This window comes from Delftia sp. PX-1 (assembly GCF_055797465.1).
In genome coordinates this window covers 667501-685808 of record NZ_CP184763.1, presented here as the reverse complement: position 1 = coordinate 685808, position 18308 = coordinate 667501, and the positions used below count along the sequence as shown (strand labels likewise).

General features: G+C 63.1%; 15 protein-coding genes and 2 rRNA genes. 5 read left to right on the top strand and 12 right to left on the bottom strand.

Annotated elements, in window-relative coordinates:
• Window positions 1-90 precede the first annotated feature (90 nt).
• A complete protein-coding gene (gene rtcR, locus ACN20X_RS03190) occupies window positions 91-1716 on the top strand; it encodes an RNA repair transcriptional activator RtcR (protein WP_016454604.1) in 1626 nt (541 codons plus the stop codon).
• A gap of 21 nt (window positions 1717-1737) precedes the next feature.
• Here the strand turns inward: rtcR and ACN20X_RS03185 are convergent, their stop codons facing one another.
• The 9 genes from ACN20X_RS03185 to ACN20X_RS03145 all read right to left on the bottom strand — a co-directional run bounded on the left by ACN20X_RS03185 (window position 1738) and on the right by ACN20X_RS03145 (window position 10376).
• The gene (locus ACN20X_RS03185; RefSeq protein ID WP_473210272.1) at window positions 1738-3354 is read right to left on the bottom strand and encodes an RNA polymerase factor sigma-54; all 1617 of its coding nucleotides are present in this window, start codon (window positions 3352-3354) and stop codon (window positions 1738-1740) included.
• A 54-nt stretch (window positions 3355-3408) separates the two neighbouring features.
• On the bottom strand, window positions 3409-4206 hold the full coding sequence (gene lptB / locus ACN20X_RS03180; RefSeq protein WP_016450697.1) for an LPS export ABC transporter ATP-binding protein: 798 nt from the start codon (window positions 4204-4206) through the stop codon (window positions 3409-3411).
• Entirely contained in the window at window positions 4203-4865 is a 663-nt protein-coding gene (gene lptA, locus ACN20X_RS03175; RefSeq protein WP_016454602.1) for a lipopolysaccharide transport periplasmic protein LptA, read from the bottom strand. Before lptA ends, lptB begins: the two co-directional genes overlap by 4 nt.
• Window positions 4866-5036: 171 nt before the next feature.
• Window positions 5037-5687, bottom strand: coding sequence for a thiol:disulfide interchange protein DsbA/DsbL (locus ACN20X_RS03170; protein WP_016450695.1), 651 nt, complete (start codon window positions 5685-5687; stop codon window positions 5037-5039).
• An 81-nt stretch (window positions 5688-5768) separates the two neighbouring features.
• Window positions 5769-6458 (bottom strand): SPOR domain-containing protein, encoded by a 690-nt coding sequence (locus ACN20X_RS03165; RefSeq protein WP_016454601.1) that lies wholly within the window; start codon window positions 6456-6458, stop codon window positions 5769-5771.
• Between the two features lie 20 nt (window positions 6459-6478).
• The gene (gene argS / locus ACN20X_RS03160) at window positions 6479-8176 is read right to left on the bottom strand and encodes an arginine--tRNA ligase (RefSeq protein WP_016450693.1); all 1698 of its coding nucleotides are present in this window, start codon (window positions 8174-8176) and stop codon (window positions 6479-6481) included.
• A gap of 54 nt (window positions 8177-8230) precedes the next feature.
• The gene (locus tag ACN20X_RS03155; RefSeq protein ID WP_016450692.1) at window positions 8231-8677 is read right to left on the bottom strand and encodes a DUF2214 family protein; all 447 of its coding nucleotides are present in this window, start codon (window positions 8675-8677) and stop codon (window positions 8231-8233) included.
• Between the two features lie 129 nt (window positions 8678-8806).
• On the bottom strand, window positions 8807-9412 hold the full coding sequence (locus ACN20X_RS03150) for a DUF3016 domain-containing protein (RefSeq protein ID WP_074924252.1): 606 nt from the start codon (window positions 9410-9412) through the stop codon (window positions 8807-8809).
• 28 nt (window positions 9413-9440) lie between these two features.
• Entirely contained in the window at window positions 9441-10376 is a 936-nt protein-coding gene (locus tag ACN20X_RS03145) for a LysR family transcriptional regulator (RefSeq protein WP_026062476.1), read from the bottom strand.
• A 304-nt stretch (window positions 10377-10680) separates the two neighbouring features.
• On the opposite strand from ACN20X_RS03145, the gene ACN20X_RS03140 reads away from it, so the two are divergent.
• From ACN20X_RS03140 to ACN20X_RS03130, 3 genes are all read left to right on the top strand, one after another.
• Window positions 10681-12873, top strand: coding sequence for a malate synthase G (locus ACN20X_RS03140; RefSeq protein ID WP_160854214.1), 2193 nt, complete (start codon window positions 10681-10683; stop codon window positions 12871-12873).
• A gap of 80 nt (window positions 12874-12953) precedes the next feature.
• Window positions 12954-13208 (top strand): cysteine-rich CWC family protein, encoded by a 255-nt coding sequence (locus ACN20X_RS03135; protein WP_082145387.1) that lies wholly within the window; start codon window positions 12954-12956, stop codon window positions 13206-13208.
• A 17-nt stretch (window positions 13209-13225) separates the two neighbouring features.
• A complete protein-coding gene (locus ACN20X_RS03130; RefSeq protein WP_012202595.1) occupies window positions 13226-13414 on the top strand; it encodes a 4-oxalocrotonate tautomerase in 189 nt (62 codons plus the stop codon).
• Between the two features lie 63 nt (window positions 13415-13477).
• Here the strand turns inward: ACN20X_RS03130 and ACN20X_RS03125 are convergent, their stop codons facing one another.
• Entirely contained in the window at window positions 13478-14146 is a 669-nt protein-coding gene (locus ACN20X_RS03125; protein ID WP_034367715.1) for a hypothetical protein, read from the bottom strand.
• Between the two features lie 99 nt (window positions 14147-14245).
• On the opposite strand from ACN20X_RS03125, the gene ACN20X_RS03120 reads away from it, so the two are divergent.
• Window positions 14246-15013 (top strand): class II glutamine amidotransferase, encoded by a 768-nt coding sequence (locus ACN20X_RS03120; protein WP_099735233.1) that lies wholly within the window; start codon window positions 14246-14248, stop codon window positions 15011-15013.
• 151 nt (window positions 15014-15164) lie between these two features.
• Here the strand turns inward: ACN20X_RS03120 and rrf are convergent.
• Both rrf and ACN20X_RS03110 read right to left on the bottom strand, forming a co-directional pair.
• Window positions 15165-15277 (bottom strand): 5S ribosomal RNA (rrf, locus tag ACN20X_RS03115).
• A 125-nt stretch (window positions 15278-15402) separates the two neighbouring features.
• A 23S ribosomal RNA gene (locus tag ACN20X_RS03110) occupies window positions 15403-18278 on the bottom strand.
• Window positions 18279-18308: the final 30 nt, after the last annotated feature.

The window sequence follows — 18308 nt, the reverse complement described above, 5'->3', positions numbered from 1 at the left end:
TTTATTTGGATAAATCTCAAATCACACTTTTCTTGATTTCTTCTTCAATCCAAAGAAACTAGAATTTCAGCTATTCAACTAGACAAAAACATGGAAAAGAAAAAGGTCGTCATCGGCTTTCTGGGTACGCAGCTGGACTCCGGCAGGGGCGCGGGGCGCTGGGAAAAATGGCGGCCGACCCTCTCCCTCATGCAGCACGAGGATCTGGTGGTGGAGCGGCTGGAGCTGCTCTACACGCCGCCCCATCTGGCCCTGGCGCAGCTGCTGCAGGGCGACATCGCCACGGCATCGCCCGAGACCCAGGTGAACCTCGTGCCCATGGACATTGCCGATCCCTGGGATTTCGGCGAGGTCTATGCGCGGCTGTTCGACTGGACGCAGGCCTATCGCTTCGACCCCGAGCGCGAGGAGTACTGGACCCACATCACCACGGGCACGCACGTGGCACAGATCTGCCTGTTCCTGCTGGTGGAGTCGCGTCGCATTCCCGGCGTGCTGGCCCAGACTTCGCCGCCCCGGCGCCAGCGCATGGGCGACCCGGGCAGCTATGCGCTGATCGACCTGGACCTGTCGCGCTACGACGTGATCGCCCAGCGCTTCGGCGCCGAGCAGAGCGAGGCCGTGCAATTTCTCAAGAGCGGCATCGCCACGCGCAATGCCGGGTTCAACGCGCTGATCGACGAGATCGAGCGCGTGGCCGTGCGCTCGCGCGCGCCCATCCTGCTCACGGGTCCCACGGGTGCGGGCAAATCGCATCTGGCGCGGCGCATGTACGAGTTGAAGAAGGCCAGGCACCAGGTGCAGGGCGAGTTCGTCGAGGTCAATTGCGCCACGCTGCGCGGCGATGGCGCGGCCTCGGTGCTGTTCGGCCACAAGAAGGGCGCGTTCACGGGCGCTGCGGCCGACCGCGCCGGCCTGCTGCGCAGCGCGCACCAGGGCGTGCTGTTCCTGGACGAAATCGGCGAGCTGGGCCTGGACGAACAGGCCATGCTGCTCAAGGCCGTGGAGGAAAAGCGCTTCTATCCCATGGGCAGCGACCGCGAGGTCAGCAGCGATTTCCAGCTGGTCGCCGGCACGCACCGCGACCTGCGCATCGACGTGGCGCAGGGGCGCTTTCGCGAGGATCTGTTCGCGCGCATCAACCTGTGGTCCTACGCGCTGCCGGGCCTGGCCGGGCGCCCCGAGGACATAGAACCCAACATGGACCACCTGCTCGCGCGCTCGGCCGACGAGACCGGCCAGATGGTGCGCTTCAACGTGGAGGCCCGCGAGCGCTATCTGCGCTTTGCGCGCTCGTCCGAGGCGCTGTGGAGCGGCAACTTCCGCGACCTGTCGGCCAGCATGACGCGGCTGGCCACGCTGGCTGACGGAGGGCGCATCTCCACGGCCCTGGTCGATGCCGAGATCCAGCGCATGCAGTGGCTGTGGCAACGGGGCGAGGCAGCGCAGCCCGCCCCCGCCGGCGCCGGCTGCGGCCTTGATGCGCTGTTGCCCGCCGAGAGGCTGGAGCAGATGGATCTGTTCGACCGCATGCAGCTCGAAGCGGTGCTGCGCGTGTGCAGGCAATCGCCCTCGCTGTCCGATGCGGGGCGCCGCCTGTTCGACCAGTCACGCACCCAGCGCAGCGTGGTCAACGATGCCGACCGCCTGCGCAAGTACCTGCTGAAATTCGGCCTCAAATGGGATGACGTGGCCGGCCGCGCACCTGCGGCCTGAGAGCGTGCGCGCCCTGCGCGGCTACAGGGCCTTGCGCAGCGTGGTCGGGGGGATCTTGAGCAGTTCGCGGTACTTGGCCACGGTGCGCCGTGCGCATTCGATGCCCTGCTCCTTGAGCATGTCGGCCAGCTGGTTGTCCGACAGCGGCTTCCTGGGGTCCTCGGCTGCGACGAACTGCTTGATGAGCGCGCGCACGGCCGTGCTCGACGCGTTGCCGCCCGCCTCGGTGCCCAGGCCCGAGCCGAAGAAATACTTGAGTTCGTAGGTGCCCTGCGGCGTGGCCATGTACTTGGCCGTGGTCACGCGGCTGATGGTGGACTCATGCAGGCCCAGCGCATCGGCAATGTCGCGCAGCACCAGCGGGCGCATGGCCAGCTCGCCATGCACGAAGAAGTTCTTCTGGCGCTCCACGATGGCCTGCGACACGCGCAGGATGGTGTCGAAGCGCTGCTGGATGTTCTTGATGAACCAGCGCGCCTCCTGCAGCCGCTGCTGCAGAGCCGCATGGCCTTCGCTGCCCCGGTGGCTGCGCAGCGCGCTGGCATAGATGTCGTGCACGCGCAGCTTGGGCATGACATCGGGGTTGAGTTGCACGCTGAACTCCATGCGTCCCGCACCCATGCGCACCGGGCGCACGATGACATCGGGCACGACGATCTGGCGCTGCACGTCGGCGAAGCGCCGGCCCGGGCGCGGCTCCAGCCGGGCGATCAGGACCATCGCCTCGCGCAGCCGCTCCTCGCGCGCGCCGCACAGGCTGGCGAGCTTGCGCAGGTCACGCCGCGCCAGCAGGTCCATGGGCTGGGCGCAGATGTCCAGCGCGGTGCGCAGCACGGCCTGCCGATCTTCGTCCTCGGCACTGCCGTCGCCTTCGCGCTCGGCATCGGCCAGTTGGTCGCGCAGCTGCAGCGTCAGGCATTCGGCCAGGTCGCGCGCGCCCACGCCCACCGGCTCCAGGCTTTGCAACAGGCGCAGCGCCACGGTGAAGCGGTGCACCAGTTCCTCGCACTCCTCCAGGTCGTCGCCCGCCAGGCCCTGTGCCAGCTCGTCGAGCGAGTCTTCCAGGTAGCCGTCGTCGTTGAGGTTCTCGATCAGAAAGCGCAGCGCGGCGCGATCCACCTCGCCCAGGCGCAGGCTCAGGGCCTGGCGGTGCAGATGGTCGGTCAGGCTTTCTGCGCTGCGTGCCAGCTCGGTGGCATCGGTCTCGTCATCGTCACCCTGGCCGCGCGTGCGGCTGGAAGGCGCATCGCTGCCCCAGTCGCGGTCGTCGTTGCCCGAGTTGGTCTGGCCATCTCCTTCCCAGCTCAGGGATTCGGCCGTGCCGGAGGTCTCGACGGCATCGCCGGAGGATGTGTCCGACGGCGCCTCCCATTCCACCGCAGCCGATGGCTGGTCCGCACGGCTTTCCTGGAAGGAGTCCGCGGCGTCGGCGCCGGGCGCCGCAGGCTCCGGGGCGCTGCTTGCCGCTTCGTGGTCGCCGTCGTCGTTCGCCAGCTCCAGGAAGGGGTTGTCGCCCAGCATCTGCTCCACTTCCTGCGCCAGCTCCAGCGTGGACAGCTGCAGCAGCTGTATCGACTGCTGCAGTTGCGGGGTGAGCGAAAGATGCTGGGAGACGCGCAGCGACAGTCCGGGCTTCAAGCGGCAGCTCCTTCGCGCAGGCAATCTCGCAGACGGGCCAGGCAGGGCATGGCGCTACATCCGGAAGTGTTCGCCGAGGTAGACGCGCCGCACTTCGGCGTTGTCCACGATCTCCTCGGGTGTGCCTTGGGCCAGCACATGGCCGTCGCTGATGATGAAGGCATGGTCGCAGATGCCCAGCGTCTCGCGCACGTTGTGGTCGGTGATGAGCACGCCGATGCCGCGCGCCTTGAGAAAGCCGATGATGCGCTGGATCTCGATCACGGCGATGGGGTCGATGCCGGCGAAGGGCTCGTCCAGCAGGATGAAACGCGGCTGCGTGGCCAGGGCACGTGCAATCTCGACGCGGCGGCGTTCGCCACCCGACAGCGCCAGCGCGGGCGATGCGCGCAGATGGTCCACGCGCAGTTCCTGCAGCAGCGCCGTCAGGCGCTCCTCGATGACGCTGCGCGCCAGCGGCCGGCCCTGCTCATCCCTTTGCAGCTCCAGCACGGCGCGCACGTTGTCCTCGACGCTGAGCTTGCGAAAGATCGATGCCTCTTGCGGCAGGTAGGACAGGCCCAGGCGCGAGCGCTGGTGGATGGGCATGTTGCCCACGGCCTGTCCGTCGATGAAGATGTCGCCGCCGTCGCTGCGCACCAGGCCCACGATCATGTAGAACGAGGTGGTCTTGCCCGCGCCGTTGGGGCCCAGCAGGCCCACGACCTCGCCCTTCTTCACGGACAGCGACACGTCCTTGACCACCTTGCGGCTGCCGTAGGACTTGGCCAGATGGCGCGCCTGCAGGCTGCTGCCCTGTTCGGCGCGTGGGGAGGAAGCGTGGGCAGCGGGGGCTGAGGCCTCGGTACTCATCGCTTGGTACCACCAAGGCTGTCCAGGGTGTTGCTGGGCTGCAGGGATGTGCCCGGCGCGCCTGCGGCGGGAGCGCGCGGCTGCGAGCCCGGTGTGCCCTCCTTGGGCGCCAGCACGGCGCGCACGCGCCCGCCCTGGCCGGCGGTGGAGCTGGGCTGGCCGCCGCTGGTCTTTTGCCCATCGACGGTGAACACGTCGGTGAGGTTGTTGTAGACGATGATGGAGCCCGTGATCTCGTCGCTGAGCTGGCCGCCGCGATAGCGCCGCAGTTCGCCGCGGCGGATGAACTTCACGAGATCGGCCTTGCCGTCGTATTCGATGACCTCGCCCTCGCCTTCCACGAATTCCTCGGGCTGGCCGGGAACGGTGTCGCGCTTTTGGCGGAAGAAGGCGCGCTTGCCCGCTTCGGCCGTGACCACGCCGTACTGAAAGCCTTCGGGGTCCTGGCGCACGTCGAGCTGGGCACCGCGCAGCACGATGGTGCCCTTGGTCATCACCACGTTGCCGGTGAAGACGCTGGTCTGCTTGAGTTCGTCATGGCGCAGCGCGTCAGCCTCGATGTTCATGGGCTTGGTGCTGTCGGCCTTTTCGGCCTGGGCCAAACCGGCGAAAGCCGCCAGGGCGGCTGCGAGCAGGAGGGGGGAAAGTCGTTGTTTCATGGAGGGCACGCTTCTTGCATCCATTGTAGGGGGTGTCGCGCGCAACCGTTCCTGGCGTCTTTCAAGCCGGGGGCAAAGCGCTGACACGAAGGCACAAAAAGAGGTTTCCAAAAGCGACAGGCCCGCTCAATGGCGGGCCTGTTACGGGTGGTCTGGGCCGAGGCCCGGACCTCAGCCCTTGCGGCTGGTGGCGATCAGCTGATCGACCACGCGCAGCACATTGGTCATGTTGCCGGCCTTGGTGCCGTCGGTGTAGTAACGGCCCGCCACGCCCATGGCCGGCACGCCTTCCACGTCATAGTCCTGCTGCAGTTGGGTGGCCTTGCGAACCTGGTTGGAGACCGTGAAGGAGTTGTAGACCTCCTTGAACTTGGCCACGTCCACGCCCTGCTTGCCCACCCAGGCGAAGATCTCGTCGTCCTTGGCCAGGCGGTTGCGTTCCACATGGATGGCGTGGAAGGCGCGCGCATGCATGGTGTCCAGCAGGTTCATGCCTTCAAAGGCGTAGTACAGCTTTTGCTGGGGCACGAAGCTGGCGTTGAAGGCCACGGGCACGCGGTGCACGACCACGTCGGCCGGCGCCTGGTTCTTCCAGGCGGCAAAGGTGGGCTCGAATGCATTGCAGTGCGGGCAGCTGTACCAGAAGAACTCGACCACCTCGACCTTGCCGGCGCCGGCGCTGGTGGGTGCGGGCTTGGCCAGCTTGATGTAGTCCTTGCCCTCCTTGGGCGCTGCCGCCTGGGCCTGTGCGGCGGAGGTGCCCAGCGTCAGCGCGCTGGCAGCGGCTGCCGAGGCAGCCAGGGAAAAGTCGCGGCGATTCATCAAAACAAACTCCTCGTTCAATGCTGCAGATTAGGAGGCTGGGGTTTGCCAAAAAGTTCAGCGCTCTTGCTCAACGCTGTTTCAGCGTGCGGCGCGCACCAGCGTGGACTCGACCCCGGCGCCATCGAGCTTTTGCTTGAGTTGCTCGGCATCGTCGCGCTTGGTGAACGGACCCACGCGCACGCGGAAGATGGTGATGCCGTTTTGCTCTCGCTCGCTCACGCGCGCCTCCCATCCCAGCATGGCCAGCTTGGCCCGCTGCGCATCGGCATCGCCCTGGCTGCGGAAGGCGCCGGCCTGCACGAAGTAGTTGAAGGCAGCCTCGGCCTTTTCGGCCTTTTCCGTCTTCTCGGCAGCGGCGGAACGCGCCTTCACCAGATCACCCAGCGGGTCGGCGGAGGTCTTGCCATCGGCCTTGGTGTCGGGCTTGGCGGGCGGCTTGGCCGGGTCCACGGGCGCGGGCGGCGGCGTCACGCCGCCGGCCACGGCGGGCGGGGTGGGCGCTGCTGGCGTGGTGCTGCCGGGGAGGCTGGGCGTGACGGCAGCCGGTGGTGGCGGCGCCGGGTTCTTGCCCTGCAGCGGTGCGTTGGGGTCCCAGTTCTTGTTGCGCTGGGCCTCTGCCGCGTCCTGGTCGGCCGTCTTGCCGCCCTTGGAGAGAAAGGGCACGGGCACCTTGGTCACATAGACGGCGACGGCCAGGGCTGCTGCCAGCCCGACGATCATGCCGATGATGAGACCGATGACGGTGCCCCCACGTTGCTGTGTCTTCATAGATGGCTTGTCGCTCGAAGTTACATGCGTTGCGGGGCCGAGACGCCCAGCACTGCCAGGCCATTGTGCAATACCTGGCGCGTGGCCGAGATCAGCGCCAGGCGGGCGAGCTTGACCTTTTCATCGTCCACCAGGATGCGTTCCGCGTCGTAGTAGCTGTGGTACAGCGAGGCCAGTTCACGCAGGTAGAAGGTCACGTCGTGGGGCGCATTGCCTTCTGCGGCCGAAGTCAGCATGGCCGGGTACTTGGCCAGCTGCAGCATCAGCGCCTGGGCCTGCGGGCCTTCCAGCGCCGACAGGTCCACGTCCTTGAGCGTGTCCGCATCGCCGCCCCAGGCTGCCAGCACCGAGCAGATGCGCGCATGGGCGTACTGCACGTAGTACACGGGGTTGTCATTGTTCTGGGCCACGGCCAGGTCCACGTCGAAGGTGTACTCGGTGTCGGGCTTGCGGGACAGCAGGAAGAAGCGCACCGCATCCTTGCTGGTCCACTCGATCAGGTCGCGCAGCGTGACGTAGGAGCCGGCGCGCTTGCTGATCTTGACTTCCTCGCCGCCGCGCACCACCCGCACCATGGTGTGCAGCACATAGTCGGGATAGCCGGCCGGAATGCCCACGTCGGCGGCCTGCAGGCCGGCGCGCACGCGTGCGATGGTGCCGTGGTGGTCCGTGCCCTGGATGTTGACGACCTTGGAGTAGCCGCGCTTGAACTTCTGGATGTGGTAGGCGACATCGGGCACGAAGTACGTGTAGTTGCCGTCCTGCTTGCGCATCACGCGGTCCTTGTCGTCACCGTAGTCGGTGGACTTGAGCCAGAGCGCGCCGTCGAGTTCGTAGGTGTGCCCGCCCGCGATCAGGCGCTGCACCGCGTCCTCGACATGGCCGTTGGTGTAGAGGCTGGATTCGAGGTAGTACTCGTCAAAGTGCAGGTTGAAGGCCTGCAGGTCCTTGTCCTGCTCGTTGCGCAGATAGGCGACGGCGAACTGGCGGATGTTGTCGTAGTCCTCGACATCGCCGTTGGCCGTGAATTCGCGGTCATCGGCCTTGACGGTCTTGCAGGCCTTGAAATCGTCTGCGATGTCCTGGATGTAGGAGCCGTTGTAGAAGGCCTTGCTTTCCGGATTCTCGGGATCGATGGGCCAGCATTCGTCGCCGGGCTTGAAGCCCTTGGCGCGCAGCTGCGTGCTCTTGGTCAGCGTGTCGATCTGCACGCCCGCATCGTTGTAGTAGAACTCGCGGTGCACGCCCCAGCCCTGGGTGGCATAGAGGTTGCAGATGGCATCGCCCAGCGCGGCCTGGCGGCCATGGCCCACGTGCAGCGGGCCGGTGGGGTTGGCGGAGACGAACTCGACCAGCATCTTGGCGCCACGGTCGGCCTGCCAGCCGAATTTCTCGGCCTGTCCCAGCACTTCGCGGATGATCTGCTGCTTGGCGGCGGGCTTGAGACGGATGTTCAGAAAGCCGGGGCCGGCGATCTCGATGGCATCGACCCAGCGCTGGAAAGCCGGCGTGGCCTCCAGCGCAGCCTTGAGCTGTTCACCGAGCGCGCGCGGATTGAGCTTGAGTGGCTTGGCCAGCTGCATGGCGGCCGTGCAGGCGAAATCGCCATGGGCAGCCACCTTGGGGGATTCGAAAGCGGCACGGGCACCGGCGCCGGGCGACAAAGTTTCAAGCTCGCCGGCCAGAGCCGCGAGCAGTTCCTGTTTGACGGAGAGCATCGGCGGATTCTACGTGGCAGGCCCGCCCCATGCCGCCAGACAGGAAAACCGGGCCTACATGCCCCGCGCCCAGAACACCGCCACCACCGCGATCACAGGCACCACATGCGCCTGCCACATCACCCAGCGGCGCGTGCTGGCCACCTCGGCAGGCTGGGGCAGGCCCTGGCCGGCATCCAGCGCGCGGCGCCAGCGGCGGAAGGCCAGCGTGGGCTTGATCGACAACACGGCGCCGACCACGAACAAAGTCATCTTCAGATGAAACAGTGGCTGCGAGACGTACCAGGACATGCCCTTGACGCCCCACACCAGGCGCGCAATGCCGGTGAGCACCAGGAACACCACCGCCAGCCCGTAGATCATGTCCAGCCGCGCCAGGCGCTGGACCACGGCGGCACTCATCCACTCGCTGCGGCACAGCGCTGCCTGGCTGGACAGGAACACCACGAAGGTGAGGATGGCCAGCAGGTGAAGGCTGGCCAGAATGGCTTCTATCGTCATGGGGAATCCGTATAGAAATTGAGCCTCTTGGGCCATGCTGCATTACGCCAGAAACGGCGACCGCCATCGGGATGCCCGAGGCAATCGGTAGACCACTGCGGACCTCCCGTCGCGCCGGCTCTTGCGTCGTTACTTCGGCAGTTCCGCGCGCAACCAGTCATCCAGCAGCGTCTTCTCGTAGCGCAGGGGATCGTTGGGATACAGGTCGGGGCGCATCATGAAGGTCGCATCGCGCAGTTGGCGGCTGCCCTCGCGCAGCAGCTTTCCGTCGGCATCCAGCAGCTTGAAACGCAGGTCGATGCGCGGCGGGTAGATATCGCGGACGATGCGCACATCGGCGGCCTGGGGTCCGCGCCAGGGCTCGAAACTGCCGGCACGCTGCACATCGGTGAGGTGGACTTCCAGCCGCTGGCCCTGGGGCAGCCTGGGCGCGGCCCGTTCGGCCAGGAACTGGGCCAGTGCGTCCACCCAGGCACGGCGCGCCTTGTCGGTCTCCCCGGGACCGCTGCGCGAGGCGTCGAAGCGCGAAGGGTCGTCAAAGGTGACGCTCACGATGCCCGCAGGCACCGCCCCCTGGCGGGCCCCTGCGGCCCTGCCCTGCTCCGGCCCCTGGACGGCACAGCCCGCCACCATCCCCAGGCAGGCGGCGCCCAGCGCCATGCACATCCAGCGCCGCCTTGCGGGGGGCGCGACCTGCGTTGCGGATATCGCTTTCTTCGCGATCGACACTGCCATGCTCATTCCTCCTTGCTGGGCGGCCTGCTCAGGCCGCGTGGGTTCGACGCCAGAATTCCGGCTGCTCGTAATGGTGCTTGAGATAGTCGATCCACAGCCGCACGCGCAGCGGCATGTGCTTGCGCTGGGGAAAGACCACGAAGATGCCGTTCGGTGGGGCCGCAAATTCCTCCAGCACCGCCACCAGGCGCCCGGCGGCGATCTCGGCCTCCACCTCCCAGGTGCTGCGCCAGGCAATGCCCCAGCCGCCCAGGCACCAGTCGTGCAGCACCTGGCCGTCGGAGCAGTCCAGCGGACCGCCCGGCTTGAAATGCACGACTTCGCTGGTACCGCTGTCCGGGTGCGGAATGCGGAAGGCCCAGCCGCGCGTCTGCGAGGCATCGCTGGACAGCGTCAGGCAGTCATGCTGGGTCAGCTCGCTGGGGTGGCGCGGCGTGCCGCGGCGCTCCAGATAGGAGGGCGTGGCCACGCACTGGCGCCGGTTGTCGGCGATGCGCACGCTGACCAGGGCCGAGTCGGGCAGGTCGCCTACCCGCACCGCGCAGTCAAAGCCCTCACCGGCCAGATCGACCACGCGGTCGCTCAGATTCAGGGAAATCGTCACATCGGGGTGCAGGTCCCGAAAACGCGGCACCAGAGGCGCCACATGCCGCCGACCAAAGCCTGCCGGCGCCGTGATGCGCAGATGTCCTGTGGCCTTGACCCCGCCCGCACTGACGCTGGCCTCGGCGTTGGACACATCGGACAAGAGGCGCTGGCAATCCTCGAGAAAAGCGCTGCCCTCGTGCGTGAGCGAGATGCGGCGTGTGGTCCGCACCATGAGCTTGACGCCCAGGTGCTCTTCCAAGGCATCCAGCCGCCGCCCCATGATGGCTGGCGCCACGCCTTCCGCCTTGGCCGCTGCCGTGAGGCTGCCGCGCGTGGCCACCGATACGAATGACTCGAATGCCTTGAGCTTGTCCATGACTGCTGTCCGTTTCTTTTCCGTGTTCTTGTGGGGCATGCGCATGCATGCCTGTCTCCTGGGGTCCGCCTTTTTGCGCAGTAGGCACTGGCTGTCTGCCATTTGCCCTTCGCACCGGGCTGCATGCCAATTTCCGATGGTTTTGGCAGGCGCATAACCTTCCCACATTTTTGCGTAAAAGTCACGAGTTTTAAGATTTATGGTCTATTTATGTACGCAAATAAATCTAATAAAGTATTCCTTATAGTCAGGCCCGTAAAGGGTCCAGGCCAGTCTTTCCATCCATCCAACCGGGGTTCCCACCATGACCGATCGCACCCAAGCCCACAGCCTGCAGGTGGCCACAGAGCTGCACCGCTTCATCAATGAACAAGTGCTCCCGGGCACGGGTGTCGCGCCCGAGGCATTCTGGAAAGGCTTCGACGAGATCGTCAACGACCTCGCCCCCCGCAATGCCGCCCTGCTGGCCGAACGCGACCGCCTGCAGGCCGAGCTGGACACCTGGCACAAGGCCCATCCCGGCCCCATCACCGACATGGCCGGCTACCAGCAGTTCCTGACGCAGATCGGCTATCTGGTCGAGCAGCCCAAGGATGCCAAGGCGACCACCACCAACGTGGATGCGGAACTGGCCATCCAGGCCGGCCCCCAGCTGGTCGTGCCCATTCTCAATGCCCGCTATGCGCTCAACGCCGCCAACGCGCGCTGGGGCTCGCTGTATGACGCCCTGTATGGCACGGATGCCATCGGCGAGGACGGCGGCGCGGAAAAGGGCAAGGGCTACAACCCCGTTCGCGGCGCCAAGGTCATCGCCTTCGCACGTGATTTCCTGGACCAGGCCGCCCCGCTGGCCTCGGGCTCGCACAAGGATGCCGCCGGCTACCGCGTGGAAGGCGGCCAGCTGGTCGTCGCGCTCAAGAACGGCGGCACCACGGGCCTGAAGAACACCGCCCAGTTTGTGGGCTACCAGGGTGATGCCGCAGCGCCCTCTTCCGTGCTGCTGCTCAACAACGGCCTGCATATCGACATCCGCATCGACAAGACCACGGCCATCGGCCAGACCGATGCCGCCGGCGTGGCCGACGTGGTGGTCGAGGCGGCCCTGTCCACCATCCTGGACCTGGAAGACTCCGTGGCCGCCGTGGATGCCGAAGACAAGGTGGTGGGCTATGCCAACTGGCTGGGCATCCTCAAGGGCACGCTGACCGAAACCTTCGACAAGGGCGGCAAGAGCATGACGCGCGGCCTGAATGCAGACCGCGAGTACACCGGCGCCGACGGCAAGCCCGTCAGGCTGCATGGCCGTTCGCTGATGTTCGTTCGCAACGTCGGCCACCTGATGACCAACCCGGCCATCCTCTGGGGCAACGGCAAGGAAATCCCCGAAGGTATCCTGGACGCCATGGTCACCACGGCCATCGCCGTCCATGACATCAAGGGTCTGGGCGCCAACGGCATCCGCAACTCGCGCACGGGCAGCGTCTACATCGTCAAGCCCAAGATGCACGGCCCTGCGGAAGCCGCCTTCGCCAGCGAGCTGTTCGGCCGCGTGGAAAAGGTGCTCGGCCTGCCCGAGAACACCGTCAAGCTGGGCATCATGGACGAGGAGCGCCGCACCAGCGTCAACCTCAAGGCCTGCATCGCCGCCGCCGCATCGCGCGTGGCCTTCATCAACACCGGCTTCCTGGACCGCACGGGCGACGAAATGCACACCGCCATGTATGCCGGCCCCATGGTTCGCAAGGCCGACATGAAGGGAAGCGCCTGGCTGGCCGCCTATGAGCGCAGCAACGTGCTCGTGGGCCTGGGCCTGGGCCTGCGCGGCAAGGCGCAGATCGGCAAGGGCATGTGGGCCATGCCCGACCTGATGAAGGCCATGCTGGAGCAAAAGATCGGCCACCCCAAGGCCGGCGCCAATACCGCCTGGGTGCCCTCGCCCACGGCCGCCACGCTGCACGCCCTGCACTACCACCAGGTCAACGTGGCCGAAGTGCAAAAGCAGCTGGAGCAGACCAATGCCGACGCCGAGCGCGCCAACATCCTGGCCGACCTGCTGCAGGTGCCCGTGGTCAAGGAAGACAAGTGGAGCGCCGCCGAAAAGCAGCAGGAGCTGGACAACAACGTCCAGGGCATCCTCGGCTATGTGGTGCGCTGGGTGGACCAGGGCGTGGGCTGCTCCAAGGTGCCCGACATCCACAACGTGGGCCTGATGGAAGACCGCGCCACGCTGCGCATCTCCAGCCAGCACATCGCCAACTGGCTTCAGCACGGCATCGTGACCGAGGCCCAGGTGCGCGAGACCTTCGAGCGCATGGCCGCCGTGGTCGACCAGCAGAACGCGGGCGATGCGCTGTACAAGCCCATGGCCGGCCACTTCGACACCTCGATGGCCTACCAGGCCGCCTGTGACCTGGTCTTCAAGGGCAAGGAGCAACCCAGCGGCTACACCGAGCCCCTGCTGCATGCCTGGCGCCTGAAGGTCAAGGCCGCCGCCTGACGCGGGCGGCGCCCGGCGCTTGAAAAAGCACCCAGGCTTGCCTGAGGTGCTTTTTTCATGGATCTACACTCAGAACCACGATGAGTGCCCATCCCCCCGATGCCAGCCTGTGTCCGCTGTGCGGCCGCAGCAATCAGTGCGCCATTCTTGCGGGCGTGGATCCGCTGAACTGCTGGTGCATGGACACGCCGGTGGCACCCGATGCATTGGCCCGCATTCCGGAGCCCCTGCGCAACAAGGCCTGCCTGTGTCCCGCCTGCGCACTTGGCACCGACAAGCCTCGACCGCCCGCGTCGGCCGATATGATGTCGCCGACCCAACCCCCTAGAACTTGATCCCTGAGGAGATTGACATGCCCACGTACCACGTCGAAATGATGGAAGGCCGCACCGTCGAACAAAAGCGCAAGCTGGTCGAAGAGATCACGCGCGTCTCGGTCGAAGTCCTCGGTGGCTCGCCCGAATCGGTGGACATCCTGATCACCGACATCAAGCGCGAAAATTGGGCCACGGGCGGCAAGCTCTGGTCCGAGCGCAGCTGAGGACTTTTCCTCCAACGCATGCAAAAGGCAGCTTCGGCTGCCTTTTTCCATGAAGCTGCAGCTTTATTTGCGCATTTCTCCAAGTGCCTGCAGCGCACTGGCAGCCACGGTCCACGGCACAGGATGGGAGTCTCTGGCCTGCCAGTACCTGGCAACCCCATCCATGGAAACCTGGGTCAAAACCACCTGGGCGGCGCCGGCCGCATAGGCTTGAAAAGCGGCATCGGTCATCCGTGCCTGGTAGCCAGAGAGATCGCCTCTACGGAAAAGCGCCCATGCGCCTTCGACACACTGCAGCTGCAGGCGCAGATGTGCATCGCCAGGCAGCAACGCTTGCATGAACAGATCGCGCGTGGCTTCATACGTCGTGGGAGCAGCACACAGCAGTGCAATGCGTGACTGGGGATCTCTCTGCAAGGCAGCAGCCACCTTGCGGGCCAGCATGCCATCGGCACGCCAGACCTTGTCACTGAGGCAATCCGCCACGGCCGGACCCAGGGTCGAACAGGTCAGCAGCACGGCATCGATATCGGCAGGGTCTGCCAGCGCATCAAGCTGCCCTGCTGTTTTCCGCCGAAGCGCCGCATCCATGCCGCCAGCAGCCTCCGCCTCCAACAACAGTTCCTCATGCACCTGATGAACGATTGAGTGGGCCGGCCAGCCCAGTTCGGCAGCAGCCTGCTTGAAGATCACGGCGTTGCTGTGCGCCGTATGCAGACAGAGGATGGGCATGGGTTTGTTCCGTTTTTTTGCCGTTGCACCGCATTGTGCTTGCAGCTGCTGCGCAAGGCGTTAGGCTATGGCTTGAACTACGCAAACAACGATACCGCCATGTGCCAGCTGCTTGGAATGAACTGCAACACGCCCACCGACGTGCGCTTCAGCTTTTCGGGGTTCACCCAGCGCGCGGGCAATACCGGCGACCATACGGACGGCTGGGGCATCGCCTTCTTCGAGGACAAGGGCCTGCGCCACTTCGTGGGCTATGAGCGCGCCATCGACTCACCCATCGCCAAGCTGATACGCGAGTACCCGATCAAGAGCCGCAACGTCATCGCCCACATCCGCAAGGCCACGCAGGGCGCGGTAAGCCTGCAGAACTGCCACCCTTTCGTGCGTGAACTGTGGGGCCGCAACTGGGTCTTCGCCCACAACGGGGATCTCAAGGGCTTTGCACCCAAGCTGCATGCCCACTTCCATCCGGTAGGCAACACCGACAGCGAGCAGGCCTTCTGCTGGATTCTTCAGGAGCTCTGGAAGTCCCATGCCGGCCTGCCCAGCGTCCAGGAACTCACGCACACGCTGCGCGAACTGGCCAAGCGCATCTCGCCGCACGGTACCTTCAACTTCCTGCTGTCCAACGGCGAAGCGCTGTGGGCCCATGCCACCACACACCTGTGCTACATCGAGCGTCGCCACCCCTTTGCCCAGGCCCATCTGTCGGATGAGGACCTGACCGTGGACTTCGCCCGGGAAACCACACCCCAGGACCGCGTGGCCATCATCGTCACGGCGCCATTGACCAAGAATGAGACCTGGACTTCAATCCAGTCGGGCGAACTCAAGGTCTTTGTACAGGGCGAATGCCTGCCGCTTTGAAGCATTGCGCATTCAGGAATAAAAAGAGAGCGCGTCAGCGCTCTCTTTTTTGGGTTGTCCGTTTTGGCTGTTCTGCCTGTTTCCCCGTTTCCTGCACCCCAATGCAAAAAACCCCGTAGCTTTGGGCTACGGGGTTTCTTGGGCTGTAAGAGCCTGACGATGACCTACTTTCACACGGGAACCCGCACTATCATCGGCGCAAAGTCGTTTCACTGTCCTGTTCGGGATGGGAAGGAGTGGTACCAACTTGCTATGGTCATCAGGCATAACTTATTGTCATGCTGCTCTTGTGAGCAACACAACGAATTCATAGAGTCTGTAATCAGCTTTGTATTTTGACTGCGCCTTACTTGGCATAACCACCTTGATGATCACGTCATCAAAGTTATAGGGTCAAGCCTCACGAGCAATTAGTACTGGTTAGCTTAACGCATTACTGCGCTTCCACACCCAGCCTATCAACGTCCTGGTCTTGAACGACTCTTCAGGGGGCTCAAGGCCCCGGCAGATCTCATCTTGAAACGAGTTTCCCGCTTAGATGCTTTCAGCGGTTATCTCTTCCACACTTAGCTACTCGGCAATGCCACTGGCGTGACAACCGATACACCAGAGGTGTGTCCACTCCGGTCCTCTCGTACTAGGAGCAGGCTTCCTCAAATCTGCAGCGCCCACGGAAGATAGGGACCAAACTGTCTCACGACGTTTTAAACCCAGCTCACGTACCTCTTTAAATGGCGAACAGCCATACCCTTGGGACCGACTACAGCCCCAGGATGAGATGAGCCGACATCGAGGTGCCAAACACCGCCGTCGATATGAACTCTTGGGCGGTATCAGCCTGTTATCCCCAGAGTACCTTTTATCCGTTGAGCGATGGCCCTTCCATACAGAACCACCGGATCACTATGTCCTGCTTTCGCATCTGCTCGACTTGTCAGTCTCGCAGTTAAGCACGCTTATGCCATTGCACTATCGTCACGATGTCCGACCGTAACTAGCGTACCTTCGAACTCCTCCGTTACGCTTTGGGAGGAGACCGCCCCAGTCAAACTGCCTACCATGCACTGTCCCCGATCCCGATAAGGGACCTGGGTTAGAACCTCAAACGCACCAGGGTGGTATTTCAACGTCGGCTCCATGAGAACTAGCGTCCTCACTTCAAAGCCTCCCACCTATCCTACACAGATCCGTTCAAAATCCAATACAAAGCTACAGTAAAGGTTCATGGGGTCTTTCCGTCTTTCCGCGGGGAGATTGCATCATCACAAACATTTCAACTTCGCTGAGTCTCTGGAGGAGACAGTGTGGCCATCGTTACGCCATTCGTGCAGGTCGGAACTTACCCGACAAGGAATTTCGCTACCTTAGGACCGTTATAGTTACGGCCGCCGTTTACTGGGACTTCAATCAAGAGCTTGCACCCCATCATTTAATCTTCCAGCACCGGGCAGGCGTCACACCCTATACGTCCACTTTCGTGTTTGCAGAGTGCTGTGTTTTTATTAAACAGTCGCAGCCACCGATTTTTTGCAACCGCTTTGGGCTCCCTTTGTTCAAGTTCACCTACTTGCGGCATACCTTCTCCCGAAGTTACGGTATCAATTTGCCGAGTTCCTTCTCCAGAGTTCTCTCAAGCGCCTTAGAATACTCATCTCGCGCACCAGTGTCGGTTTGCGGTACGGTCGTGTGTAGCTGAAGCTTAGTGGCTTTTCCTGGAAGCAGGGTATCACTCACTTCGTCTGCAAGCAGACTCGTTATCACCCCTCATCTAAGCCCGGCGGATTTGCCTACCAGGCACGACTACAGGCTTGAACCAACATATCCAACAGTTGGCTGAGCTAACCTTCTCCGTCCCCACATCGCACTACACATCGGTACAGGAATATTGACCTGTTTCCCATCAGCTACGCATCTCTGCCTCGCCTTAGGGGCCGACTCACCCTACGCCGATGAACGTTGCGTAGGAAACCTTGCGCTTACGGCGAGGGGGCTTTTCACCCCCTTTAACGCTACTCATGTCAGCATTCGCACTTCTGATACCTCCAGCACCCGTTACCAGGCACCTTCACAGGCTTACAGAACGCTCTCCTACCACTTGCAATAAATTGCAAATCCGCAGCTTCGGTAACTGGCTTAGCCCCGTTACATCTTCCGCGCAGGACGACTCGATCAGTGAGCTATTACGCTTTCTTTAAATGATGGCTGCTTCTAAGCCAACATCCTGACTGTTTTAGCCTTCCCACTTCGTTTCCCACTTAGCCAATTTTAGGGACCTTAGCTGGCGGTCTGGGTTGTTTCCCTCTTGAGTCCGGACGTTAGCACCCGGTGCTCTGTCTCCCAAGCTGTACTCTGCGGTATTCGGAGTTTGCATAGGTTTGGTAAGTCGCCATGACCCCCTAGCCTAAACAGTGCTCTACCCCCGCAGGTAATACTTGAGGCACTACCTAAATAGTTTTCGGAGAGAACCAGCTATTTCCAAGTTTGTTTAGCCTTTCACCCCTATCCACAGCTCATCCGCTAGTTTTGCAACACTAGTCGGTTCGGACCTCCAGTACCTGTTACGGCACCTTCATCCTGGCCATGGATAGATCACTTGGTTTCGGGTCTACACCCAGCGACTGGACGCCCTATTCGGACTCGATTTCTCTACGGCTCCCCTATTCGGTTAACCTTGCCACTGAATGTAAGTCGCTGACCCATTATACAAAAGGTACGCAGTCACCCTTGCGGGCTCCTACTTTTTGTAAGCATGCGGTTTCAGGATCTATTTCACTCCCCTCCCGGGGTTCTTTTCGCCTTTCCCTCACGGTACTGGTTCACTATCGGTCGATGATGAGTATTTAGCCTTGGAGGATGGTCCCCCCATATTCAGACAGGGTTTCTCGTGCCCCGCCCTACTTTTCTCTAGCTCAGTACCACCAGTCGGTTTTCACATACAGGGCTATCACCTACTATGGCCGGACTTTCCATTCCGTTTTGTTAACCGTCTGACTATCACTAGAAGGCTGTTCCGATTTCGCTCGCCACTACTTTCGGAATCTCGGTTGATGTCTTTTCCTCTGGGTACTTAGATGTTTCAGTTCTCCAGGTTCGCCTCGCATACCTATGTATTCAGTATGCGATACCCTTGCGGGTGGGTTTCCCCATTCAGAAATCTCCGGATCAAAGCTTATTTGCCAGCTCCCCGAAGCTTATCGCAGGCTATCACGTCTTTCGTCGCCTATCATCGCCAAGGCATCCACCACATGCTCTTAGTCACTTGACCCTATAACTTTGATCTCTCTTGCGAGATTTC

What these genes read in the sequence shown, in the direction of transcription:
- lptA (WP_016454602.1), bottom strand. Translation starts at nt 4,865, where the DNA reads ATGAAACAACGACTTTCCCCCCTCCTGCTCGCAGCCGCCCTGGCGGCT.
- ACN20X_RS03135 (WP_082145387.1), top strand. Translation starts at nt 12,954, where the DNA reads ATGAGTGCCCATCCCCCCGATGCCAGCCTGTGTCCGCTGTGCGGCCGC.
- ACN20X_RS03145 (WP_026062476.1), bottom strand. Translation starts at nt 10,376, where the DNA reads ATGGACAAGCTCAAGGCATTCGAGTCATTCGTATCGGTGGCCACGCGC.
- argS (WP_016450693.1), bottom strand. Translation starts at nt 8,176, where the DNA reads ATGCTCTCCGTCAAACAGGAACTGCTCGCGGCTCTGGCCGGCGAGCTT.
- lptB (WP_016450697.1), bottom strand. Translation starts at nt 4,206, where the DNA reads ATGAGTACCGAGGCCTCAGCCCCCGCTGCCCACGCTTCCTCCCCACGC.
- ACN20X_RS03130 (WP_012202595.1), top strand. Translation starts at nt 13,226, where the DNA reads ATGCCCACGTACCACGTCGAAATGATGGAAGGCCGCACCGTCGAACAA.
- ACN20X_RS03155 (WP_016450692.1), bottom strand. Translation starts at nt 8,677, where the DNA reads ATGACGATAGAAGCCATTCTGGCCAGCCTTCACCTGCTGGCCATCCTC.
- ACN20X_RS03140 (WP_160854214.1), top strand. Translation starts at nt 10,681, where the DNA reads ATGACCGATCGCACCCAAGCCCACAGCCTGCAGGTGGCCACAGAGCTG.
- ACN20X_RS03150 (WP_074924252.1), bottom strand. Translation starts at nt 9,412, where the DNA reads ATGGCAGTGTCGATCGCGAAGAAAGCGATATCCGCAACGCAGGTCGCG.
- rtcR (WP_016454604.1), top strand. Translation starts at nt 91, where the DNA reads ATGGAAAAGAAAAAGGTCGTCATCGGCTTTCTGGGTACGCAGCTGGAC.
- ACN20X_RS03165 (WP_016454601.1), bottom strand. Translation starts at nt 6,458, where the DNA reads ATGAAGACACAGCAACGTGGGGGCACCGTCATCGGTCTCATCATCGGC.
- ACN20X_RS03120 (WP_099735233.1), top strand. Translation starts at nt 14,246, where the DNA reads ATGTGCCAGCTGCTTGGAATGAACTGCAACACGCCCACCGACGTGCGC.
- ACN20X_RS03170 (WP_016450695.1), bottom strand. Translation starts at nt 5,687, where the DNA reads ATGAATCGCCGCGACTTTTCCCTGGCTGCCTCGGCAGCCGCTGCCAGC.
- ACN20X_RS03125 (WP_034367715.1), bottom strand. Translation starts at nt 14,146, where the DNA reads ATGCCCATCCTCTGTCTGCATACGGCGCACAGCAACGCCGTGATCTTC.